This window comes from Caldalkalibacillus thermarum, assembly GCF_014644735.1.
Classification (GTDB): Bacteria; Bacillota; Bacilli; order Caldalkalibacillales; family Caldalkalibacillaceae; genus Caldalkalibacillus; species Caldalkalibacillus thermarum.
In genome coordinates, this window is the sequence record NZ_BMKZ01000001.1 from 86,040 (window position 1) to 108,492 (window position 22,453).

23 protein-coding genes and 1 other annotated feature are annotated in these 22,453 nt (G+C 48.1%); of the genes, 18 read left to right on the plus strand and 5 right to left on the minus strand.

What is annotated here, in order from left to right; genetic code table 11:
* Nucleotides 1-214: 214 nt before the first annotated feature.
* The 5 genes from IEW48_RS00460 (at nt 215) to IEW48_RS00480 (ending at nt 6,236) form a co-directional block, all read left to right on the plus strand.
* Nucleotides 215-1,513, plus strand: coding sequence for an extracellular solute-binding protein (locus IEW48_RS00460; RefSeq protein WP_188622107.1), 1,299 nt, complete (start codon nt 215-217; stop codon nt 1,511-1,513).
* A 216-nt stretch (nt 1,514-1,729) separates the two neighbouring features.
* Nucleotides 1,730-3,049, plus strand: coding sequence for a sugar ABC transporter permease (locus IEW48_RS00465; RefSeq protein ID WP_276529761.1), 1,320 nt, complete (start codon nt 1,730-1,732; stop codon nt 3,047-3,049).
* Nucleotides 3,046-3,888, plus strand: a complete 843-nt coding sequence (locus IEW48_RS00470; RefSeq protein ID WP_188622108.1) for a sugar ABC transporter permease — start codon at nt 3,046-3,048, stop codon at nt 3,886-3,888. Before IEW48_RS00465 ends, IEW48_RS00470 begins: the two co-directional genes overlap by 4 nt.
* A 103-nt stretch (nt 3,889-3,991) precedes the next feature.
* Nucleotides 3,992-5,029 (plus strand): LacI family DNA-binding transcriptional regulator, encoded by a 1,038-nt coding sequence (locus tag IEW48_RS00475; RefSeq protein WP_188622109.1) that lies wholly within the window; start codon nt 3,992-3,994, stop codon nt 5,027-5,029.
* 124 nt (nt 5,030-5,153) lie between these two features.
* Nucleotides 5,154-6,236: a M42 family metallopeptidase gene (locus IEW48_RS00480; protein WP_188622110.1), complete on the plus strand. Its 1,083-nt coding sequence runs from the start codon at nt 5,154-5,156 to the stop codon at nt 6,234-6,236.
* 132 nt (nt 6,237-6,368) lie between these two features.
* Here IEW48_RS00480 and sspI read toward each other — a convergent pair whose 3' ends face one another.
* The gene (sspI, locus tag IEW48_RS00485) at nt 6,369-6,575 is read right to left on the minus strand and encodes a small acid-soluble spore protein SspI (protein ID WP_007505323.1); all 207 of its coding nucleotides are present in this window, start codon (nt 6,573-6,575) and stop codon (nt 6,369-6,371) included.
* Nucleotides 6,576-6,716: 141 nt separating this feature from the next.
* Between sspI and IEW48_RS00490 the strand changes: the two genes are divergently transcribed.
* The 13 genes from IEW48_RS00490 to IEW48_RS00550 all read left to right on the plus strand — a co-directional run bounded on the left by IEW48_RS00490 (nt 6,717) and on the right by IEW48_RS00550 (nt 18,027).
* Nucleotides 6,717-7,532 (plus strand): TrmH family RNA methyltransferase, encoded by an 816-nt coding sequence (locus IEW48_RS00490; RefSeq protein ID WP_188622111.1) that lies wholly within the window; start codon nt 6,717-6,719, stop codon nt 7,530-7,532.
* A 61-nt stretch (nt 7,533-7,593) separates the two neighbouring features.
* Nucleotides 7,594-7,740, plus strand: coding sequence for a hypothetical protein (locus tag IEW48_RS00495; RefSeq protein ID WP_188622112.1), 147 nt, complete (start codon nt 7,594-7,596; stop codon nt 7,738-7,740).
* Nucleotides 7,741-7,833: 93 nt separating this feature from the next.
* Complete coding sequence (locus tag IEW48_RS00500; RefSeq protein WP_188622113.1) at nt 7,834-8,637, plus strand: glycosyltransferase family 4 protein; 804 nt, start codon at nt 7,834-7,836, stop codon at nt 8,635-8,637.
* 31 nt (nt 8,638-8,668) lie between these two features.
* Nucleotides 8,669-9,592 carry a phosphate/phosphite/phosphonate ABC transporter substrate-binding protein gene (gene phnD / locus IEW48_RS00505; protein ID WP_188622114.1) on the plus strand — a complete coding sequence of 308 codons (924 nt, stop codon included), beginning with the start codon at nt 8,669-8,671 and terminating at the stop codon, nt 9,590-9,592.
* Between the two features lie 12 nt (nt 9,593-9,604).
* A complete protein-coding gene (gene phnE / locus IEW48_RS00510; RefSeq protein WP_188622115.1) occupies nt 9,605-10,363 on the plus strand; it encodes a phosphonate ABC transporter, permease protein PhnE in 759 nt (252 codons plus the stop codon).
* Nucleotides 10,364-10,390: 27 nt separating this feature from the next.
* Complete coding sequence (gene phnC / locus IEW48_RS00515) at nt 10,391-11,137, plus strand: phosphonate ABC transporter ATP-binding protein (RefSeq protein WP_188622116.1); 747 nt, start codon at nt 10,391-10,393, stop codon at nt 11,135-11,137.
* An 87-nt stretch (nt 11,138-11,224) separates the two neighbouring features.
* Nucleotides 11,225-11,505, plus strand: a binding site (T-box leader).
* 110 nt (nt 11,506-11,615) lie between these two features.
* Nucleotides 11,616-12,650: a phenylalanine--tRNA ligase subunit alpha gene (gene pheS, locus IEW48_RS00520; protein WP_188622117.1), complete on the plus strand. Its 1,035-nt coding sequence runs from the start codon at nt 11,616-11,618 to the stop codon at nt 12,648-12,650.
* Between the two features lie 27 nt (nt 12,651-12,677).
* A complete protein-coding gene (pheT, locus tag IEW48_RS00525; protein WP_188622118.1) occupies nt 12,678-15,098 on the plus strand; it encodes a phenylalanine--tRNA ligase subunit beta in 2,421 nt (806 codons plus the stop codon).
* A 29-nt stretch (nt 15,099-15,127) separates the two neighbouring features.
* Nucleotides 15,128-15,400, plus strand: coding sequence for a cell division protein ZapA (gene zapA / locus IEW48_RS00530; RefSeq protein WP_188622119.1), 273 nt, complete (start codon nt 15,128-15,130; stop codon nt 15,398-15,400).
* On the plus strand, nt 15,397-15,909 hold the full coding sequence (locus tag IEW48_RS00535) for a CvpA family protein (RefSeq protein ID WP_007505313.1): 513 nt from the start codon (nt 15,397-15,399) through the stop codon (nt 15,907-15,909). Before zapA ends, IEW48_RS00535 begins: the two co-directional genes overlap by 4 nt.
* Nucleotides 15,910-16,064: 155 nt before the next feature.
* On the plus strand, nt 16,065-17,114 hold the full coding sequence (gene selD / locus IEW48_RS00540; protein WP_371874785.1) for a selenide, water dikinase SelD: 1,050 nt from the start codon (nt 16,065-16,067) through the stop codon (nt 17,112-17,114).
* A gap of 144 nt (nt 17,115-17,258) precedes the next feature.
* A complete protein-coding gene (locus tag IEW48_RS00545; RefSeq protein WP_229703893.1) occupies nt 17,259-17,861 on the plus strand; it encodes a spore germination protein in 603 nt (200 codons plus the stop codon).
* 10 nt (nt 17,862-17,871) lie between these two features.
* A complete protein-coding gene (locus IEW48_RS00550) occupies nt 17,872-18,027 on the plus strand; it encodes a hypothetical protein (protein WP_229703894.1) in 156 nt (51 codons plus the stop codon).
* Between the two features lie 23 nt (nt 18,028-18,050).
* Here IEW48_RS00550 and IEW48_RS00555 read toward each other — a convergent pair whose 3' ends face one another.
* The 4 genes from IEW48_RS00555 to pckA all read right to left on the minus strand — a co-directional run bounded on the left by IEW48_RS00555 (nt 18,051) and on the right by pckA (nt 22,445).
* On the minus strand, nt 18,051-18,851 hold the full coding sequence (locus IEW48_RS00555; protein WP_188622122.1) for an ABC transporter permease: 801 nt from the start codon (nt 18,849-18,851) through the stop codon (nt 18,051-18,053).
* Nucleotides 18,838-19,611: an ABC transporter ATP-binding protein gene (locus IEW48_RS00560; protein WP_188622123.1), complete on the minus strand. Its 774-nt coding sequence runs from the start codon at nt 19,609-19,611 to the stop codon at nt 18,838-18,840. The genes IEW48_RS00555 and IEW48_RS00560 overlap by 14 nt, the downstream gene beginning before the upstream one ends.
* Nucleotides 19,612-19,675: 64 nt before the next feature.
* On the minus strand, nt 19,676-20,671 hold the full coding sequence (locus tag IEW48_RS00565; protein ID WP_188622124.1) for an ABC transporter substrate-binding protein: 996 nt from the start codon (nt 20,669-20,671) through the stop codon (nt 19,676-19,678).
* Nucleotides 20,672-20,855: 184 nt separating this feature from the next.
* Nucleotides 20,856-22,445, minus strand: coding sequence for a phosphoenolpyruvate carboxykinase (ATP) (pckA, locus tag IEW48_RS00570; RefSeq protein WP_188622125.1), 1,590 nt, complete (start codon nt 22,443-22,445; stop codon nt 20,856-20,858).
* Nucleotides 22,446-22,453: the final 8 nt, after the last annotated feature.

Below are 22,453 nucleotides of genomic sequence, written 5' to 3' on the forward strand. Positions count from 1 at the left end.
ATTTAATAGAATTGTGAAAACGGTTGCCTTAATTAAAGGAACTTTTTTCACAGTATAGGTAACTTGCACAGTATAGGTAACTCTTTTTAACATTTTATGCAACCGTTTGCAAAACAAAAAGGGAAGGTGGTGAGATGCTCAGCAGAACGTCTGGATTGTCAGCGTCTTTATTGATTGTCAATATTATCAAGTCTTCAAAAGGGGGTAACACAAGATGAGGAAAACAATCTTTATTCTTTTGGGATTAATGTTAGTGCTTTCTTTAGCGCTGGTAGGATGCGGGCCAGACCGGGATGCTGATGAGCCTGTGCCAGAGGAAGGTGAGGCGGGTGCACATGGGGAAGCTGATCAAGATATGCCAGAGAAACCGGCTAAGTTATCTATCTGGGCCAATGATGAGGAAGATCAGTTGGCTGCGATTACAAAAATTGCCGAAGAATACACTGATAAAACAGGGATTGAAGTAGAAGTCATTCCCTTCTCTATGCTGGAACAAACGGAAAATATCGCTTTAGATGGTCCGGCCGGAAGAGGTCCTGATTTGTTTTTCCAGCCCCATGACCGTCTGGGAGATGTGGTGTTGCAAGGCTTGGCTCAACCTCTTAATGTCCCTGAAGATGTTTTAAACCAGTATACACCGGAAGCCCTTGATGCTTTCAGTTATGAAGGAGAATTATATGCTCTGCCGATGGTGATTGAAACCTATGGCCTGGTGTACAATACCGACCTCGTGCCAGAGGCACCTGAAACCATGCAGGAATTGTTACAAATTGCGGAAGAATTGACGAATGCCGCTAATGATGAATATGGCTTTTTGATGGAAGCAAACAATTTTTATTTTGCTTATCCATTCATTTCAGGTTACGGAGGCTACGTATTTGGTTTTGATGATGATGGCTTTAATGCTGATGATATTGGCTTGGCTAACGAGGGGGCCATTGAAGGTGCCGAGTTGATCAAATCCTGGTTTGATGCAGGTTACATTCCCCAAAGCATCACCGGAGATATTATGAATGGATTGTTTACCGATGGCAAAGTGGGTGTGGTGGTGACAGGTCCATGGAGTATTGCTCCCTACCGTCAAGCGTTAGGGGATAAGGTGGCAACTGCTCCGCTGCCCCAATTGGATAATGGGGATTATCCAAAGTCATTTATTGGAGTTAAAGGCTGGCTGGTCTCCGAATACTCTGAACATCCGGAATGGGCCACAGATCTGGCCATCTTTATGACCAGCTATGAATCAGCCAAAACCTATTACATGATGGCGAACGAAATTCCTCCCCGTCCTGATTTAATTGAAGACCCGCTCATTGCAGATGACCCGATAGTAGCAGGTTTTGCTGTTCAAACCACCCGCGGTGAACCAATGCCCAATATTCCTGAAATGTCCATGGTTTGGGGTCCGATGAATGATGCGCTGAACTTTATTGCTCAAGGGGAAGATCCACGAGAAGTGTTGGAAGAAGCTGTAGAGCTCATTAAGGAACAAATTGCTATGCAAAGGGGTAATTAAATTTAGATTTAAATAAATTGATATCAACAAGGTCATGTCACATGGGAATCTGGCCCAAACCGCATTTTTCAATCACCTGTAGAAACAACAGGTGTTGAACACACACCATTATATAACTTTAGAAATTAAGAGCAAAGCAATAAAACAATTTGGCTAAGATGGGAAGATGAGTTTTCTTCCCATCTTATCATTGCCAGCACTAAAGGGGGATGAACCGTGACTTCTCAAAATGGCAATGCCCAAGTGGATCAAAAGCACCCCTTTCACAACCACAAACCGGTTTTGGCGCTTGTGTTGTCCATTCTGTTTGCCGGTCTGGGACAATTATATAACCGCCGCTGGGTTAAGGGGTTCGTTCTAATTATCTTACAAACCTCATACCTGATCGTCTTTTATGATTTTATTAACATCGGGTTATGGGGGATTGTGACCCTTGGGGAAATTCCAAGAGTGGATCATTCCGTGCTGCTCATGCTGCAGGGTATCATAGCGATTATTATCTTACTGATGGGGTTAACGGTGTATGGCATTAATATCCGAGATGCCTATCTGGATGCCCAAAAGTTGAAAGCGGGTCAACCGGTTCCCACGCTAAGGGAAGGCTTTCGAACCGTTTATGAGAAGGGCTTTCCTTACTTCTTGGTTTTACCAGGTTTATTAATGCTCATCTTTGTGGTGATCGTTCCTTTAATCTTTATGGTGCTTCTGGCCTTTACTGATTACAACCTGTATAATTCCCCGCCCAGAAATCTGCTCAACTGGGTGGGATTACAAAACTTTATTGACTTGTTAACCGTTCCGATTTGGCAGTCTACATTGATTAATGTTTTATCGTGGACTATTGTCTGGACCTTTGTGGCCACCACCTTACAGATTGCTCTAGGGATGTTTTTGGCCATTCTCGTGAATGATGAACGGGTTAAATTTAAACGGCTTATTCGTACCGTGTTTATTCTGCCCTGGGCTGTGCCGGCCTTTGTCACCATCATTATCTTTTCGGCCATGTTTAACGATCAGTTTGGGGCCATTAACCGGGATATCTTGGGCCCGCTGTTGGGGGTTCAAATCCCGTGGCTCTCAGATCCATTTTGGACCCGGTTTGCTTTGATTATGATTCAAACCTGGCTCGGTTTTCCCTTTATTTTTGCATTGTTTACCGGGGTACTTCAAAGTGTATCTAAGGATTGGTATGAAGCAGCAGAGGTCGATGGTGCTTCACGCTGGCAAAAGTTTAAATATATCACCTTTCCCCATCTGATGTATGCCACAGCACCACTCTTGATCATGCAATATGCGGGCAACTTTAACAATTTTAATATTATCTATCTCTTTAACCAGGGAGGACCAGCCATCAGAGGACAAAATGCAGGTGGAACAGACATACTCATCTCCTGGGTCTACAAGCTCACTTTTGATTCCAACAACTATAACATGGCTGCAGCTATTTCGATTATCATGGGTTTGTTTGTGGCCGGATTTGCTTTCTATCAATTCCGGCGCACCCGTGCCTTTAAAGAGGAGGGGAAAATATATTGAGCCGCAAACTGAAAAACGCACTGGAATTGACCGTGATTTATGGGATCATCTTGGTTATGTTTATCATCATCTTTTATCCTTTGCTCTGGGCTTTCGGCTTATCTTTAAATCCAGGAACCAGTCTGTATGCTGCTTCCATGATCCCCGAGAATTGGAGTTTAGAACATTATAAATGGCTGTTTTTTGATGAGCGCAGCAACTATCTCACTTGGTATAAAAACAGCCTTATAGTGGCTTTCTTTACTTCGGTGTTCTCAACCGCTCTCGCTGCCGTTGTGGCTTATGCCTTTTCCAGATACCGGTTTGTGGGGCGTAAATATGGTTTGTATGTTTTTCTGCTGTTGCAAATGTTCCCTGTACTGATGGGAATGGTGGCGTTATACATCATGCTTAATATGGTAAACCTTTTAGATACCTTAACAGGGTTGATCCTTATTTATGTGGGAGGAAGCATTCCGTTTATGGCTTGGCTGGTTAAAGGCTATTACGACACCATCCCACGGGAATTGGATGAAGCGGCCAGGATTGATGGTGCAGGGCATTTCCGCGTATTCTTCACTATTATGCTGCCTCTGGCCAAACCCATTTTAGCCGTCGTGGCACTCTTTCAATTTATGGCGCCTTTCATGGACTTCCTTTTACCGCGGATTATCTTAAGAAGTCCTGAAAAATTTACCTTGGCCTTAGGACTGTTCAATTTTGTCAATGACCAATTTGCCAATAACTTTACCCGCTTCGCTGCTGGTGCCATTTTGGTTGCTGTTCCAATTGCCATCGTTTATCTGCTCTTACAGCGATACTTGATTACAGGATTGACAGCAGGAGGAACCAAGGGTTAGAAGGGTGAAAAAGACAACATTGTGACATGATGAAACTAAGTATACAAAAGCTGAGTGTAACGAGAACGGTACGAATCAGGCAACGCAGAAAGGAGAACAGAAATTGTCGGTAACCATCAGAGACGTTGCCAAGCTGGCAGGTGTAGCCCCCTCAACGGTGTCCAGAGTGATTGCGGGCAGTAACCGTATCAGTCAGGCCACCAAAGAACGGGTCTATGAAGCTATGGAAAAATTAGGATACCACCCCAACTACAATGCCCGCAGCTTGGCTGTGAAATCGACCCGTTCCATCGGGATTATTATGCCCCGTTCCACAGAGCAAGCGTTTCTCAACCCCTTCTTCCCCGAAGTGCTCCGGGGCATCAGCGTCCGGGCCAATGAGAAGGGGTATGCCCTGTTCCTCTCCACGGGTAAAAATGAAGAGGAACAAAAACAGGCGGTAATGGATATGGTGCAGGGCAGACGGGTGGATGGTGTGATTGTGCTATACTCCAGGTTTGACGACCCTGTTGTGGATTATTTAATGAACAAAAATTTCCCGTTTGTCATGGTCGGTAAGCCGGCCCATCACGCGAGCAAGATCTCTTATGTGGATAACGACAACATTTTGGCCGGTAAAGAGATTACCCAGCATCTGATCGATTTGGGCCACCAGCGTATTGGTTTTGTTGGGGGCTCCCGTCAATTTGTGGTAACAATGGACCGCCTGGCCGGATATCAAGAGGCGCTGAGTGAAGCAGGTATTGCTTATGATGCCCAGTTGTTGATTGAACAGGATTTTCTCCCTGAGGGCGGTTACCAGGGGATGAAACAACTGATGCAAGTGGAAAATCCTCCTACCGCTCTGGTGGTCGTGGATGACATGATGGCTTTGGGGGTCATTAGTGCCTTGGATGAACTGGGGTTATCTGTGCCTGAAGATGTTTCTGTGGCCAGCATTAATGACTTTTATATTTCCAGGGTATCGACCCCTGCCTTAACAACCGTGAACATTAACATTTTCCGGCTGGGTTACCAGGCCACAGACAAGCTGCTCTATTGGTTGGAAAATGAGGAAGCGGACTTATCCCCCACAATTGTTGGGCATGAATTGAGAATCAGACATTCCACAGCGCCGGTTGCTGCCCTTAATAAGGATTGAGTGAATAAAAAGCTCAATCCTTTATCTATTATCTGTAATTATTTGGTGGGCCAGACAAACTTGTAGACGCTTCCATCCTTAGGTATAATCAGGTAACAGATACATAAAATTGGGAGGAATAATCATGACACAATTAGATGAAACCTTGCGCATGTTTAAAGAACTGACTGAAACTCCTGGCGCCCCAGGGCATGAACAACAGGTGCGGGCCGTGATGCAGCGCTGGATAGAGCCTTACGCTGATGCCGTTGAAACGGACAATATAGGCAGCCTCATTGCCAAAAAAACGGGCCAGGCAGATGGACCCAAAATCATGGTGGCTGGGCACTTGGATGAGATCGGTTTTATGGTGACCCAGATTACGGAGAAAGGGTTTCTCAAATTCCAAACCCTTGGCGGCTGGTGGGAGCAGGTGATGCTGGCCCAGCGTGTGTTGGTCGTCACCCGGGAAGGGCAAATTGAAGGGGTGATCGGTTCCAAGCCGCCGCACATTTTGCCGGCTGAAGCACGCAAAAAGCCGGTAGAAAAAAAGGATATGTTTATCGATATTGGTGCTTCCAGCAAAGAGGAAGCAGAATCGTGGGGTGTCCGGCCGGGTGATACGGTGGTACCCATTTGCCCGTTCACCGTGATGAAGAATCCAAAACTCTTGATGGCCAAGGCCTGGGATAACCGCATCGGCTGTGCCATTGCCATTGAAGTGCTCAAGCGTCTCAAAAATGTAGACCATCCTAACCAGGTATTTGGTGTAGGCACCGTCCAAGAAGAGGTCGGCTTAAGAGGAGCCCAAACCTCCGCTCATCATATCCAGCCTGATATTGCCTTTGCTGTGGATGTGGGTATCGCCGGGGATACACCGGGGGTTAAGCCAGAGGAGGCCTTGTCCAAGATTGGTGAAGGCCCGCAAATCGTGCTGTATGATGCTTCCATGATTGCCCACAAGGGACTGAGGGATCTTGTGGTAGAGGTGGCAGAAGAGCACAACATTCCTTATCAGTTTGACGCTATGGCCGGCGGGGGAACAGATGCTGGGAAAATGCATCTCGCGGGCAATGGTGTTCCGTCTTTAGCCATTACAGTGGCTACCCGCTATATTCACAGTCATGCGGCCATTTTGCACCGGGATGACTTTGAACATACGGTGAAACTTTTGGTAGAAGTGATTAAGCGGTTGGATTGGGATACGGTGAAACGGTTGCGGGGCTAAGGGAATTCTAAGAGGAAACTTGCCCCCAACGAATAACTGACAGGTCCAAAGAGCTGATTACACCAAAAAAGGATCTTCGGCCATGAAGATCCTTTTTTAGTGTTAACTTGATATTACGATTGGCTTCGACGCTTATTGCAGCCCCTCTTTAATATATTGCACAATTTCCTGTTGCGTTTGTTCGTCTGCATTTTGCCACATCAGCTCAAACAGAACACCCAGGCCGGGTAGCATTTTTTCTTCTCCGCTCTGAATGGCGTCCACAATGGTATGGCGGATTTGGGCTTCATCACTGCCAGACATGTTGTTTTTAATGGCTTCACGCAAGTTTAAATCCATCACAGCTCCTCCTTATTGTTGTGGATGTCCACACATTTTTCATTTACAATGGCAAAGCTTCCCTTTATTATGTTTTATTATGCTTTGCATCAGCCCGGAATATGTACGGCCACACTAAGTCTAAAGAGGAGGTTCAGTTTGGTGTATAAAATTCGTTCTAAGCAAAATCCCCGCTTTAAATCATGGAAAAAATTAACAACCAAGAAAGGCAGAGAACGGGCCGGTTTATTTCTGGTCGAGGGGGAGCATCTGGCCCAGGAGGCCTTGGCTTCCGGCTGGTCCATAGTTGACATGATCATAAGTGAAGATTATGATATGCCAGGTGAATGGGTACAGGCTGCGGACAAGCACCAGATAAGGTGCTGCATGGTGCCACCTGACCTGTTCAATGAACTTGCGGAAACACAGAACCCCCAGGGCATTGCCCTTGTGGTGCAGAGAGCGCCGTTTCCCATGCTGGAGGAATATCTGGACAAGGGAGCGCTCCTGCTATTGGTAGACAGTATTCAGGATCCTGGAAACCTTGGGACCCTGTTCCGCACTGCTCTTGCAGCCGGGGTGGATGCGGTCATGCTGGGGAAAGGCACTACTGATCCACTGGCGGGAAAAGTGTTGCGGTCAACCCAAGGGGCTGTGTTTCATCTTCCTTTTTACCAAGTGGATTTAATGAGTCTCATTCCGGAGTTGCACATGCACAATTGGCGGGTTATTGGCACGGATGTAAAAGATGCCATTGATATGCGCCAGTTATCCGTAACAGAGAACCAGAAAGTGGCTTTGTTAGTGGGTAATGAAGCCCGAGGGGTCCATCCTGTGCTCAAACGCATGACTGATCAAAATGTAAAAATCCCCATGTTTGGCAAGGTTGAATCGTTGAACGTCAGTGTAGCTGCGGGAATTTTACTGTATCATATTCAAGGCCAAAAACACGCCAGGTGTAATGGGCAGAAGAAATAGAGGGTATAAGAAAATACCGGAGAGCATCAGGTATGACAAAAAGTGAAGGAGTGTATTATAATTGGTTATGGCTCAGCGGATTTTATTTTTAACGCCTTATATGACAGGCGCAAGAGGCAATGCCATTACTGCACAACGCATCGCTGACGGTTACCGGGCCCGGGGATATGAGGTCCGGCTCCTGGCCTATGCGGAGGGAATGAGCTGAGAGACACTGTACAATGAACTCCGTGAGGGTCCATGGATTCATATTTTGCATTTCACCCGGTTTGCCGTCTGGTTGGAGCAGGAGAACTGCGAGTTGCCGAGACCTTATCTGGTCACCATGGGCGGTACTGACATTCATGTAGATTGTGAGCAATGGGACAGTGGTGACGTTCCGCCATCTGTTCAGCATGTCCTGGATCAGGCCCAAGTGATTGCCCTGTTCAGTGAGGAAGCGAAAGCGATTGTTGCCCGCCTGAGTGACCGCTGGGCGGATAAATCAGTCGTCGTACCCCAGGGAATTGTGCTTCCCCCGGCAGAAAAGGTGCAGCCTGTTATCAGCTATGCTGATGCGTTAAAAAAGGGATACCGCATTCTGTTACCTTCAGGATTGCGCCGGGTAAAAGATGTGCTTCATCTCTTGGATGCCTGGCAGCAGCTGTACAGCCTCTTGCGGGGGTTAAAAGTGACCATTATTGGTGAACGTTTGGAAGCAGACGTGGCGGACAAGGTACAAGATGCTTGCCGGGCCTTTCCTTTTCTTCAATACCATGAGCCGGTTCCCTTCAAAGAGATGGGAAAAATTTATGCCCAGGCTGATCTGGTGGTGAACAGTTCGCTCCAGGAGGGACAATCGGCAGCTTTGTGTGAAGCCCTGGGATTAGGGATTCCTGTCATTGCCCGGAACAATGCGGGCAACCGGGGGGTTATCACCCATGGGGAAACAGGATTGCTTTATGATCAGCCAGAGGAGTTTGTCCGCTTGGTTTTGCAATTGTTGAGTGATCCTGTCAAGACCCAACAGATGGTAGAGAAAGCCAAGGCAGAGTTTCACGAGCGGTTTAACCCGGATCTTGAAATTGAGCGCTACCTGTCTTTATTGCAAACCATCTACAGCTAACCATCAAAGCAAAAAGGAGGAAGAGGAAATCATGAAAAAATTGGGGATTATCTTTTGTGCGGTGGTCATGATTTTGGCTGCATGCGGCACTACAGCCGATGAAACCGCCCCTGATCAGGAGAGTGGAACGGTTGGAGATGAGACTGCTGTTGAACAACAGTTTGACGTGTTTAAAATCGGGGTTATCCCGGCCTTAACTGAGGGAGATTATGAAGTGCCCATGCAAAAACTGGAAGCTATTTTGGATGAGGCTTTACCCTATGATGTTGAGATTGAAGTTTACCCGGATTATAATGCCGTGGTTGAAGCTTTAAATTTCCATCATATTCAAATGGCTTACTTGGGACCGGCCACTTATGTGATTGCCAATGAACGTTCCGGTGCCCAAGCCATTGTGACTCAGCTTATTGACGGCAAACCGTATTATCATTCTTATATTATCACCCATGCGGATGCACCATGGGATTCATTGGATGAACTGGTCGCTGATGCTGAAAACGTCAGTTTTGCCTTTGGAGATATTAACTCAACCTCCGGTTCCTTGGTGCCCGGTGCTGAATTAAAAAGAAGAGGCGTGTTTGAAGACGAAAACAATCATCAATTTAAAGATGTCCGCTATCTGGGCTCCCATGATGCGACAGGGCTAGCGGTGCAAAACAAACATGTGGATGCAGGGGCGATAGACAGCGCCTACTTCGATACCTTGATCAACCAAGGTAAGCTGGATAAGGATCAATTTAAAATCATTTGGGAGTCTGAGCCCCTTTACCAATATCCATGGGCAGTTTCCTCTGAAGTGGACGATGAATTGATTAAGCTGATCCAGGATACGTTTGTCAACATCGATGATGAAGAGATTTTGCGCGGGTTCGGCGCAACCGGATTTACCACCACAAGTGACGAAAATTATGATGAAATCCGCAAGGTTATGAAAGAAATGGGTAAATTGGATTAAGGTGAACAATCGATGTGGCTCACACCTCGAAACATAATCTTTGCTGTTATTTTGGTGATGCTTACCGTCTGGAGCGCGGTAGCAACCGGATTTAATCTGTCCAAACTGCTGGACTCGCTCTGGAGGTTTAAAGAAATTTTTGAGCTGTGGTTTCCCCCCAATTGGGAACGGGCCGGCTCTGCTTTTAATGCTGTCTTGATCACGATGCAGATGGCCTTTTTGGGGACGTTTCTGGCACTTGTCATTGTGCTCCCCCTCAGCTTTTTAGCGGCAGTCAACATGTCACCAAACATTGTCATATGTCAGGGCATGAGGGGGATTTTCAGTTTTTTGCGCTCCATTCCTGATGTTGTCATTGGCCTGATTCTGGTCATGGCGATTGGTCCAGGCACTTTTCCCGCTGTGATGGCCATTTTGCTGCATAACATCGGAGTGCTGGGCAAACTGATTGCCGAACTGGTGGAAGCCAGTGACAAAGGTCCGCAGGAAGCGGTCCGCTCTATGGGGCTGGGATCGACCATGGTGGCTTTGTACGGCATTCTTCCCCAGATTATGCCTAATGTGCTTTCCCATTATTTTTACCGCTTTGAAGTGGCCATCCGCTCATCCGTTATCCTGGGCTTTCTGGGCGGGGGCGGGATTGGCCAGTTATTGTTTAATTCGTTCCGCACCTTTCAATATACAGATGTGACCACATACGTCATCTTTGTGATGCTGCTGGTGATTCTGGTGGACATGATCGGCGGCTGGATTCGCCAGCGTGTCATCTAAAGCATTAGTTGACATAGGAGGCCCGCCATGGCACTAGTGATTGAAGGACTGACGGTCATTTACAACACAAAAGGCAAACAAGAACCCGCTTTGCAGGATATCGATCTCACTATCCAGACTGGGGAGTTTGTCGGCATTTTGGGGCGAAGCGGGGCCGGTAAATCGACCTTAATCCGCAGCATTAATCAATTAGTTAAACCTGTCGCGGGCCGTGTCAACTGGAACGGCACGGACATGACCAAGCTGTCCGGCCAGGCCCTCAGGCAGGCCAGACGGGAGATGGGCATGATCTTTCAGCATTTTTATCTCATACCCCGTTTAACAGCCCTTCAAAATTGCGTTTTAGGCCGTTTTGGCTATCGTCCCTGGTGGAAAAACCTCCTTGGCATCGTCACGGCCAGAGAAAAGGAGGAGGCATTGGCAGCTTTAGACAGAGTGGGCATTGGCCATCTGGCCCACAAACGGGTTGATCAGTTGAGTGGCGGGCAGCAGCAGCGGGTAGCCATTGCCAGAGTGATCATGCAAAAACCCAAGTTATTGTTGGGGGATGAACCGGTAGCCAGCTTAGACCCTGTTACCAGCAATCAAGTGCTGGATCTCATCAAAGAGATTCATCACAGTGAACAGATGACCACCATTCTTAACCTGCATGACGTGGAGCTGGCTTTAAAGTATTGCGACCGGATCATTGGTTTAGCACACGGCCGCAAAGTGTTTGACGGTTCTCCCAGGCAGGTGAATGACAAAGTTTTAGAGCAGATTTATCAAAAATAGCTGGATTGAGGCCATTTGTCAAATTCATCGTTTTTCCTTATAATATATGTCTAATAATGCATGTTTAAATGATCCAATAGCATATCGCCATCGGCAAAGAAGGAGAAGAGTAGGCAGCCTTACCCCTTCCAGAGAGGAGATGCCCTGGGCTGGAAGCATCTCTAAGGTGGAAGCTGTTGAATTCCCTCCGGAGCTGTCCTGTGAGCCTTTCCGTTTAAGGAAACGGGGTAGCAGTGACCGGGTCAATCCCGTTATCGACAATGAAGTGAGCCAGGCAGCATCTTTGTATTTGATGTAATGGAATTGAGATTCAACCCCAGTAACTGGCCTGGCTAACAAGGGTGGTACCGCGAAGTCTCGTCCCTTACTGGGAGAGACTTTTTTCTGTTTTTAGCAATCCTAGACACCATTCAGTCTTACTGTTAGTCTGCTTTGCGTTTTAAACTGAATCAACTTAAGAAGGAAAGGGTGGACAAATATGCAAGACAAGCTACTCGCTTTAAGAGACGAAGCGCTGGCCCAAATCCATGCTGCCCAGGAACCGCGTCAATTGCAAGAGGTTAAAGTGAAGTATCTGGGCAAAAAAGGGCCGATTACCGAAGTGTTGCGTGGAATGGGTGCATTGCCGGCGGAAGAACGTCCTAAAGTGGGTCAACTGGCTAATGACATTCGCCGCCAAATTGAGCAAGCGTTACAAGCGCGTGCTGTCGAGTTGGAGCAAAAACAACTGGAAGAAAAATTAAAGCAAGAAAAGGTGGATGTGACCTTGCCGGGACGCCCGGTTCACCAAGGAGCCACCCATCCCTTAAGCGGAGTGATTGAACAAATTGAAGATATTTTCTTGGGAATGGGCTTTAAAATTGCCGAAGGTCCTGAAGTCGAGTCCGATTATTATAACTTTGAAGCGTTAAACTTGCCCAAAAACCACCCAGCCCGGGATATGCAGGACTCCTTTTATATTACGGAAGAGATTTTGCTCAGAACCCATACCTCTCCCGTACAAGTGCGCACCATGGAAGAGATGAAAGGGAAAGTGCCTGTTAAAATTATTTGTCCTGGTAAAGTGTTCCGCCGGGATACGGATGATGCCACCCACTCCCATCAGTTTATGCAAATTGAGGGGCTGTACGTGGATGAGGGGATCAGCATGAGCGACTTAAAGGGCATTTTGTTGCAGTTTGCCCGGGAAATGTTTGGACAAGACCAAGAGATCCGTCTCCGTCCCAGCTTTTTCCCCTTTACTGAGCCCAGTGCAGAAGTGGACATTTCATGTATTTTGTGCGGCGGAAAAGGGTGCCGGGTCTGCAAGGACAGCGGCTGGATTGAAATATTAGGTTCGGGCATGGTTCATCCCTGGGTGTTAAAGCGGGCCGGGTACGATCCCAACAAGTATACGGGTTTTGCTTTTGGCATGGGTGTGGAACGCATCGCCATGCTGAAGTACGGTATTGATGACATTCGTCACTTTTACACCAATGATGGACGCTTCTTACATCAATTTCAACGCATATAGTGAATAAGCCGAAGGAGGAAGTTGAGCATGCTGGTGTCCTATAACTGGTTACGTCAATATGTGGACTTAAGCGATGTTGTGCCCGAAGAGCTGGCTGAACGGTTAACCAAGGCCGGTATCGAAGTGGAGCAGGTGATCAAGAGGGGCGCGGGAATAAAAGACGTCGTGATCGGTTACGTGGTTGAGCGGGAGAAACATCCCAATGCGGATAAATTAAGCGTCTGCCAGGTTGACCTGGGAGAAGGTGAACCTGTGCAAATTGTCTGCGGAGCCAAAAATGTGGCCCAGGGTCAAAAAGTGCCTGTGGCCAAGGTGGGGGCTGTGTTGCCCGGCAATTTCAAGATTAAGAAAGCGAAATTGCGCGGGGAAGTCTCTGAAGGCATGATTTGTTCGGCACAAGAACTGGGCATTGATGAACGTTTTGTGGCCGCTGAACATAAAGAGGGTATCATGGTCTTGCCTGAAGATGCCCAAGTGGGGGAAGATGCAATCGCCTACCTGGGGTTGGATGATACGATTCTGGAGCTGAGCTTAACCCCTAACCGCTCAGATTGTCTGAGCATGCTGGGTGTCGCCTATGAGGTGGCAGCCATTTTGGACCGGGATGTTCACCTGCCCGACATTAATCTGGCCGAGAGCAGCACCAGAACGGAAACAGAAGTAACAGTACAGCTGGATGCACCTGATCTGTGTCCCTATTATGTCGCCCGTAAAATAACAGGGGTAAAGATCGGCCCCTCACCCATGTGGCTGCAAAATTACCTGGTTGCAGCTGGCATCCGTCCCATCAATAATGTGGTTGATGTGACCAACTATGTGATGCTTGAATATGGCCAGCCATTGCATGCTTTTGATGCCAGCAGGGTCAAAGACGGCCGGATTATTGTCCGCAAGGCACGGCAAGGAGAAAAAGTGGCCACCCTTGATGATCAGGAACGCACCTTGTCTGAAGGAATGCTGCTCATTACCGATCCAGAGAAAATTATTGCCGTTGCCGGTGTAATGGGGGCAGCCAACTCAGAAGTGACAGCAGAGACAACCGATGTGATTCTGGAGTCAGCCTATTTTGACAGCCTGTCCATACGCACCACCTCTAAAATGCTGGGCTTGCGTTCTGAAGCCAGCACCCGTTTTGAAAAGGGGGTTGATCCTGAGCGCGTACAGGAAGCGTGTGACCGGGCAGCTGCTCTTTTGGCAGAGTTAGCTGGCGGCATCGTTCTCTCCGGCACTGCCCAGCAAAAAGTAAAAGATTTTAGGCGCCAGCGCGTTTCCCTGCATCTGGTCAAACTGAACAATGTGCTGGGAACACAGTTTAATACAGGACAGGTGACGGCGATCTTTGACCGTTTAGGCTTTGATTATGAAAATCTGGGGCATGAAATCAGTGTGGAGGTTCCCACGCGCCGGTCCGATATCACTATTGAAGAGGATCTGATTGAAGAGGTCGCCCGTCTCTACGGTTACGACAACATCCCGACAACCCTGCCTAAAGGGCGGACAACACCCGGAGCGCGGACACCAAAGCAATGCTTGCGGCAACAGATTAAGCGCTATTTGCAAGGAGCCGGGTTAGATCAGGTGGTCACCTACTCGCTGACCAGTGAACAGTATGCCTTGTGGGGAAGCTGGTTTGAAGAGGATGTCGAACCGATCAAGCTGGCCATGCCCATGAGCGAAGAGCGCAGTCACCTGCGGACCACGTTGATCCCCAGCCTCCTGGAAGTGGTACAATATAATAAAAACCGCAAGCAGACGGATCTCTTCCTATTTGAAATCGGCCGTACGTTTTTAACAAAAGAGACCCATTTGCGTGAATTGCCCCGGGAGAAAGAAGTGGTGGCTGGTGTGCTCACCGGTTTGTGGCAATCCCATCCCTGGCAACATGTGAAAGTGCCTGTTGATTTCTACGTGGCTAAAGGCGTAGTGGAAGGATTGCTGCATCAGTTAGGCATCCAAGGTGTACAGTTTAAAGCAGTGGAGCGGGAACACTATCATCCTGGACGGACCGCGGAAATGGTTATCGGTAGGGAACGGATCGGTTTTGTGGGCCAAATTCATCCGCAAGTGCAGCGGCAACTGGAGTTAAATGAAGTCTATGCTTTTGAACTGGATATTGAGCAGTTGTTCAACCACCTGCCCGGTCAGGTCAGCTTCGATCCCTTGCCCAAATTCCCCAGCATCCAGCGGGATCTGGCTGTGGTGGTCTCCAAAGAGATCACAGCGGGTGAACTGTTAAACACAATTAAGGACGCAGGCGCTCCGCTCCTGAAACATGTCCACGTCTTTGATGTGTATACAGGTCAAGGCATTGCAGCAGGCAAACAAAGCATCGCGTTCTCCCTTACTTATTTTGACCCTGAACGCACCTTGACAGATGAAGAAGTACACCAGGTTCATCAGCGGATCGTTGAGAGACTGGCTGAAAAATGGGGAGCCGTGTTAAGATAAAAGAAGCAGAGTGTTAGGAGGGATTTTTAGTGAGAAAAGATCCGGTGACGAGAGTAACCGTGGAGATTTTTGGTCAAAAATATACATTAAAAGGAGAAGCCTCCGAAGACTATATCAGGGAGGTTGCTCAGTTTGTCGATGAGAAGATGAGAGAGCTGTCCGCTAAAAATCCCTCATTAGATACAACCAAAACAGCGGTTTTAACCGCTGTTAACCTGGCGGATGAATATTTTAAGCTGCAGCAGGAGTATGAAGATCTGATTAAACTGATTGAAGCTGAAACAAGGGGTAAAGAGTCATGAACATACTGGATTTCATCATTGTCGGTCTGTTGTTCACCGGCATGGTGATGGGGTACCGGCGGGGATTTATTATGCACACAGCCAGGCTGATCAGTTTTATTGTCGCCGTGATCGTAGCTTTCCGCTACAAAGGACAGCTTGACCCTCTTCTGAGAGAGTGGCTCCCCTATCCCCTCAGTCAACTGGAGGGAGAATGGATCTGGCTGGCTGTGTTCAATGCTGAGGGTATTTTCTACGGGGCCTTGGCCTTTATCCTTTTGTTTTTCGCCACCAAACTTGTTTTACATGTGATTTTTCGCATCTTAGATGGCATCAGCCGCTTGCCTGGCCTCAATTTAGCGAACCGGAGTCTGGGGCTGTTGGTTGGGGCTTTGCAAATGGCCATTGTAGTTTTTCTCATGGTCCATGTCCTCTTCTTTCTCCCATGGGAAACGGGGAAAACCCTGCTGTTAAATTCTGAGCTTGCCTCGTGGTTGATGAAGAAAAGCCCGCTCTTCTCTCTGCTGTAAAGAAGCCGCTCTGTCCGGCCAGCAGCAGGTTGCAAGGGGTTGCCGGCAGAGGGAGGAGATGGGCACCACTGGTGGTCTTATGGCCGGCTGATGCCCAACCGACGACTGATGACAACCAGCGTGTTTAAAATGTAGAGTGCAAAGGAGTGAGCGGTGTGGCGGATGGAAAAGTGAAATTAACCGCCCTTTCCTCCAAGGGTGGATGAGGGTGCAAAATTGGTCCTGAGGACCTGGCGCACGTGTTGCGTCATTTGCCAGAAACGATTCCTGATCCCAATCTGCTTGTGGGTCTGGATACCTCTGATGATGCCGGGGTGTACCGCTTGACAGACGAGTTAGCCTTGGTTCAAACCGTCGACTTTTTCACCCCTATTGTTGATGATCCCTATATGTTCGGCCAGATTGCTGCGGCCAACTCACTGAGTGATATTTACGCCATGGGCGCCAAGCCACTGACTGTGCTGAACATTGTTGGCTTCCCGGTTAAGAAGCTGGACAAGTCAATTCTGGCTGACATCCTGCGCGGGGCGGCGGACAAAGTGGCCGAGGCAGGGGCCACCCTGGTAGGGGGGCACTCCATCGACGATGCCGAGCCCAAATTTGGCTTGGCTTGCACCGGTATTGTCCATCCGGATAAGGTGCTTAAAAATGCAGGGGCCAAACCGGGAGACCGTCTCCTGTTGACCAAACCTATCGGGGTTGGCATCCAAACCACGGCCATCAAACGGGATTTGCTCAGTGCAGAAGAGTTACAACAGGTGATGCAGGTGATGGCCGCTTTAAATAAAACAGCGGCAGAAGTGATGGCTGACTTTGAGGTTCATGCTTGCACGGATATAACCGGGTTCGGGTTGCTGGGTCATGCCGCGGAAATGGCCAAAGGCAGCCAGGTTGGCTTGGTGATTCAACACTCGAAGGTTCCGGTCTTGCCCGGCACCCGCAGGTTAGCGGAAAAGGGTATTGTCCCTGGAGGAACTAAAGCGAATCACCGCTGGTTAAGTGACTGTGTCAGCTACGCAGAAGGCATTGACGAGCTTGAGCAATGGATCCTGTGTGATGCAGTCACCTCAGGCGGTTTGCTCATGGCGGCAGCTGAACAAGATGCAGCAGGACTTCTTGCAGCGTTGCATCAGCAAGGTGTGGATGCAGCTGAGATCGGTTATGTGACCAGTGATCACCCTGGCTGCATTAAGGTCACAGACTGATAGAATCATGGTTTATAACAGCATACTCTCTTTGAAGCTCGCTTAAGACTGTTTCCTATACATTTGGGAAGCAGTCTTTTTTTGTGCATAATTCGCTATCCACCTTTACAACCTAGAGAAAAGGGCAGAAGGGAGGTGTTTGAGGTGGTCCGCAGATGGAGAAAATGGTTGAGCAAAGCTGATGAGCATAAAACAAAAGCTTTGGAAGAGAAAATCAAACGCAATCCCCATTTAAACAAGCAAGAACTGCAAACACCTTTATCAGCCTCCTTGACAGATAACGAACAAGTGCTTCGTTCACTGTACAAGAATTGCTATGATGTTATCTTTCGTTCCTTTTTTATTAGTGGAAAAACGAAAGCCATGTTGATCTACATAGAAGGAATGTCCAATGTTGAAGAATTAAATGATAATCTCCTCGCCCCGTTAATGAAAGAGGAGGCCGGCCAGCCTCATCCTAAGCACAGCATACAAGAGCTGCTCGAAAAGAGGATCAATATTTCTGCTGTGAAAGAAGTTCAAACGTTTGCCGATGTGATAGAAAAAGTTTCGATGGGACACCCTGTCATTCTGATAGATAAGCAGAATACAGGTTTATCTGTCGGTATAGAAAGATATGAGCAACGTTCTCTGGAAGATCCTCCTGCTGAGAGATTGGTCCGAGGCCCCCGTCATGGATTTATCGAAACCTTACAGGTTAATATTTCCCTGTTACGGCGCGGTCGTCATATTCATCGCCCTGTATGAGTGGCCGAAAATGAATCGAGATGAAATCAAAGAGAAAAGGGCATTTATTGTGCTCACCGTTATGGGCTGGGGCCTTGCGGTCATGCTCCTTTATTTCCCTGACCTGCCGGGCCCCAATGATTGGGTGGAGAAGATCTTTGCCCCATTTAAAAAATTTGTGGAGTAAGAATCAAAGATCTGTCAGCTTACTCAATTGCCCAACAGCCGTTTTTCCAGATAATAAACCCCCTGATACATCACGGTGGCCAGACAGGCAATAATCAGTAAGCTCATCAGCACCAATGTAAAATTAAACACTTGAAAGCCGTAAATAATCAGATAACCAAGCCCTTGTCTAGCTACCAAGAATTCACCGACAATCACACCGACCCAGGCCAAACCGACATTTACTTTCAAGGTGGATATAATCGTGGGAAAAGAGGCTGGAAAAATCACTTTTTGATACACTTGCCGCTTGTTTCCGCCAAATGTTTTGACCACCTTGATATAATTGGGATCCACTTCTTTAAAACTGGTGTACACCACAATTGTGGTAATAATCACGGTGATGGCCAGTGCCATCCCCATAATGGACAAGAAGCCGGGTCCCAAGCCTACAATAAGCAAAGGTCCCAAAGCCACCTTGGGCATACTGTTTAAGACCACCAGATAGGGTTCCAGCACCTTATCCAGAAAGGGAGACCACCAGATCATGGTGGCCAAGATGGTCCCGCAAATCGTGCCGAGCAAAAATCCTGCCAATGTTTCCAGAAAGGTGACGGAAACGTGGGGCCACAGCGAACCGTCTGCCATTTTTTCGATTAACAGGTTCCAGATGCGTGACGGCTGGCTGAAAATCAGCGGATTAATCCATTTTTGGGCGGAAGCCAGCTCCCACATGAACAAAAAACCAATTAAAAGCGCCAGTTGCACCATGGTTACCTTCAGCCGTTCCCGCCGTTTGGCTTGGAGATAGCGTTGGTGAATCTGCCTGGGATCAATCTTCATCATCATCCAGCTCCTTCCAAATCTGACGGAACAAATCATAAAAGCCTTCAGCCTCCCTGGCGTCGAAGGGACGGGCCTGACGTATGTGGTCGGGGATGATAAGCTCCCTTTTGATCCGCCCCGGATGTTTATCCATGACAATGATACGGTCGCTCATGGCGATGGCCTCCCCGATATCATGGGTCACCAGAACGGCTGACTTGCCGTGCTTTTTTAAGGTCTCAAAGACCAAATTCTCCAGCTTCAGCTTGGTTTGATAGTCCAAGGCGGAAAATGGCTCATCCAGGAGCAAAATATCCGGATTAGTGACCAGGGTACGCACCAGAGCCGCCCGTTGCCTCATGCCTCCTGAGAGCTGGGACGGGTAAACATGTTTATAGTCGCCCAACCCCAGTTCATTGAGCAGAAACTCGGCATGTTTTTTCGTCTCGTGGCGCAGCTGACCCATCACTTCCAGACCAATCAGAACATTATCCAGGATGGTGCGCCAGGCAAACAAGTAATCAGCTTGCAACATATAGCCAACTTGGCGGCAAGGTCCTTTGATTGGCTTGCCACCCAGCAGGACATGGCCTGCTGTGGGTTGCAAAATTCCGGCCAAACAGGACAGGACAGTCGTTTTGCCACAACCGCTGGGACCGACCAGCGAGACAAATTCTCCGGCTGCGATGGAGAGGTTGATATTCTCAATCGCCTTTATTGCTTCGGATACAGTGACATAAACATGGGTCACATTTTGCATTTTAAGCAAAGGGCTTGACATCAAATTCCCCTCCTTGATCAAAAACGAATGAAGAAAAGAGGCGGATGAAGGCCTTCATCCACCTTTATTGACTCATCGCCAGTTCGGCAAATGTGGTGTTGACCAGAACCTCGTAGTCTACGCGTTCTTTCAGTTCCCCGGCTTCCTCAATAATATCTTGCAACAACTCCCAGTGAGACTTCTCCAACAGTGGATCCGGTTTATAGGATGCTTGAGCCTTGTAACGGTCGATCACTTGCACCAGAACGTCGTGATCTGTATCTTCAAAGAACGGGGCAATGGCTTCGGCCACTTCTTCACTAGGTTGTTCATAAACCCATTGTTGTGCCCTGTACAAGGCATTGGTAAAGCGTTGGATCACTTCTTCATTTTTGGCGATAAAGCTTTGTTTGGCCATGTAAGATGTGTAGGGAACATGGCCGCTTTCCACTCCAAAGGAGGCCACTACGTGGCCGATCCCCTCCATTTCAAAAATGGTGGCCTGGGGCTCAAACAACTGGACAAATTCACCTGTTCCAGAGGCAAAGGCATTGGGGATGTTGCCGAAATCGACGTTTTGGATCAGCTCTAGATCACGGTGAGGATCAATGCCATGTTTTTTCAACACATATTCGCCCACCATCTGGGGCATGCCCCCTTTGCGTTGCCCCAGAAAGACACGGCCTTTCAGGTCATCCCAGGAGAAATCCTCAATTTTTTCTCTGGAAACCAGGAACGTGCCATCTGTTTGAGTGAGCTGGGCAAAGTTAATCACCGGGTCTTCACTGCCTTGCTGATAAACGTAGATGCTGGTTTCACTTCCTACCAGGGCAATGTCTGCCCCGTCAGACAAAAGCGTGGTCATCGTTTTGTCCCCGCCCCAGGTGGTGGTGAGCTCCACTTTGAGTCCTTCTTTTTCAAAGAATCCTTGGGACAGGGCAACGTATTGCGGAGCGTAAAAGATCGAACGGGTCACTTCTGCCACACGGACCGTTTTTAGCTCTTCTTGTGCTGCGAAACATCCGCTCAAAATAACGGACAAACTGATCAACAATAAGAAGCAGATGGAGAGCTTCTTCATGGCCGACACACTCCTTAGCATAAGATCATTTTACGGGTGATGTATTTTATTCAAAAAATACAAATGTGTGTTAGTCGATCAATGTTTTTAGAAGACAGCGGGTGCAGATTAGATAAGAGAGCTCCAAAATAAAAACCTCCCAACCCATAAGGTTGAGAGGTTTCGCCAGGCGGCATGTGCTTGATCAAGTGAGCCGGGGCCCGGCTTGTTTGATTGCCTGTGGTACACCGGCAAATTTTTCAAAGTTGGCGATGAACCGCCGCGCCAATTGACGGGCGCTTTCATCGTAAGCCTCAGGATCAGCCCATGTGTTGCGGGGGAAGAGGACCTTTTCCGGCACATTGGGGCATGTTTTAGGAATAAACAAACCGAAAACAGGATCTTGAACGTATTCTACTTCTTTCAGTTCTCCGTTTAAAGCGGCGGTGACCATAGCCCTGGTATAAGGCAAGTGCATCCGTTGGCCAACGCCATAAGGGCCGCCTGTCCAGCCGCTATTCACAAGGTATACATCGGTGTGATGTTTTTCCATTTTCTCCCCTAACATTTCCGCATAAATGTGCGGAGCAAGGGGCAGAAAAGGAGCGCCAAAGCAAGTGGAGAAAGTGGCTTCGGGCTCCGTAACTCCCCGTTCGGTTCCGGCCAGTTTGCTGGTATAGCCGGACAAGAAGTGATACATGGCCTGCTCTTTGGTCAGCTTAGCAATAGGAGGCAACACACCAAAGGCATCGGCTGTCAGAAAAATAATGGTTTTAGGATGTCCAGCGACACTGGGAATGCGGGCATTGGGAATATACTCAATGGGATACGCCGCCCTTGTGTTTTCTGTGTAGCGGTTGCTGTCATAATCGACCGCACGGGTCTTTGGATCCACTTCCACATTTTCTAAAACCGTTCCAAAGCGGATAGCATTCCAAATTTGGGGCTCTTTCTCAGCCGAAAGATTAATGCACTTGGCGTAGCAACCCCCTTCAATATTGAAAATGCCGTCTTCGCTCCAGCCATGTTCGTCATCACCGATCAGCTGGCGGTTAGGATCAGCGGACAAGGTCGTTTTTCCTGTACCAGACAGCCCGAAAAACAAGGCCACATCCCCGTTTTCGCCAACATTGGCGGAACAATGCATGGAAAGGACGCCCTGCTGCGGCAGCAGGTAGTTCATCACGCTGAAAATCGATTTTTTCATCTCTCCGGCGTACTCTGTTCCGCCGATTAAAATGATCCGTTTTTCAAAACTGATGATGATAAACGCTTCAGAGTTGGTGCCGTCTACTGCCGGGTCGGCTTTAAAACCGGGGGCAGACACAATGGTAAATTGAGGTTCGTGATGGTTTAACTGATCAGCTCTTGGCCGCACAAACAGCTGGTGGGCAAATAAGTTATGCCAGGCATATTCATTAATCACCCGGATCGGAATTTGATAACGTTCATCACAGCCGGCAAAGCCGTCAAACACAAAGCGTTCTTTATCTTTTAAGTAGTTGACCACCTTGAAATACAAGCGTTCAAACACCTCTTCAGCAATGGGTTGGTTGACGGAGCCCCAGTGAATCTGGTCCCGGACAGAGGGTTCATCAACAATAAATTTATCCTTGGGAGAACGTCCGGTATATTTGCCGGTGTACGTGCTTAAGGCTCCATTAGAGGCTAAGTACCCTTCATTGCGCCGCAAACTGTGTTCAATTAACCTGGCGGGCGGCAGATTGCGATGGGCGTCCCCGTGCAACAATTCAACTAAAGCTTGCGGATAACTGACAATGCTCACAGTCAACATCCCTTTCT

Bases quoted from the DNA above. Each gene is read 5' to 3' on its own strand.
- IEW48_RS00560 (WP_188622123.1), bottom strand. From the start codon at position 19,611: ATGTCAAGCCCTTTGCTTAAAATGCAAAATGTGACCCATGTTTATGTC.
- sspI (WP_007505323.1), bottom strand. From the start codon at position 6,575: ATGGATTTAAACTTGCGTGAAGCCATTAAAAACAACATGTCTGGCAGT.
- phnC (WP_188622116.1), top strand. From the start codon at position 10,391: ATGGCACTAGTGATTGAAGGACTGACGGTCATTTACAACACAAAAGGC.
- IEW48_RS00550 (WP_229703894.1), top strand. From the start codon at position 17,872: ATGAATCGAGATGAAATCAAAGAGAAAAGGGCATTTATTGTGCTCACC.
- pheT (WP_188622118.1), top strand. From the start codon at position 12,678: ATGCTGGTGTCCTATAACTGGTTACGTCAATATGTGGACTTAAGCGAT.
- phnE (WP_188622115.1), top strand. From the start codon at position 9,605: ATGTGGCTCACACCTCGAAACATAATCTTTGCTGTTATTTTGGTGATG.
- IEW48_RS00555 (WP_188622122.1), bottom strand. From the start codon at position 18,851: ATGATGAAGATTGATCCCAGGCAGATTCACCAACGCTATCTCCAAGCC.
- pheS (WP_188622117.1), top strand. From the start codon at position 11,616: ATGCAAGACAAGCTACTCGCTTTAAGAGACGAAGCGCTGGCCCAAATC.
- IEW48_RS00535 (WP_007505313.1), top strand. From the start codon at position 15,397: ATGAACATACTGGATTTCATCATTGTCGGTCTGTTGTTCACCGGCATG.
- IEW48_RS00565 (WP_188622124.1), bottom strand. From the start codon at position 20,671: ATGAAGAAGCTCTCCATCTGCTTCTTATTGTTGATCAGTTTGTCCGTT.
- IEW48_RS00480 (WP_188622110.1), top strand. From the start codon at position 5,154: ATGACACAATTAGATGAAACCTTGCGCATGTTTAAAGAACTGACTGAA.
- pckA (WP_188622125.1), bottom strand. From the start codon at position 22,445: ATGTTGACTGTGAGCATTGTCAGTTATCCGCAAGCTTTAGTTGAATTG.
- phnD (WP_188622114.1), top strand. From the start codon at position 8,669: ATGAAAAAATTGGGGATTATCTTTTGTGCGGTGGTCATGATTTTGGCT.
- IEW48_RS00460 (WP_188622107.1), top strand. From the start codon at position 215: ATGAGGAAAACAATCTTTATTCTTTTGGGATTAATGTTAGTGCTTTCT.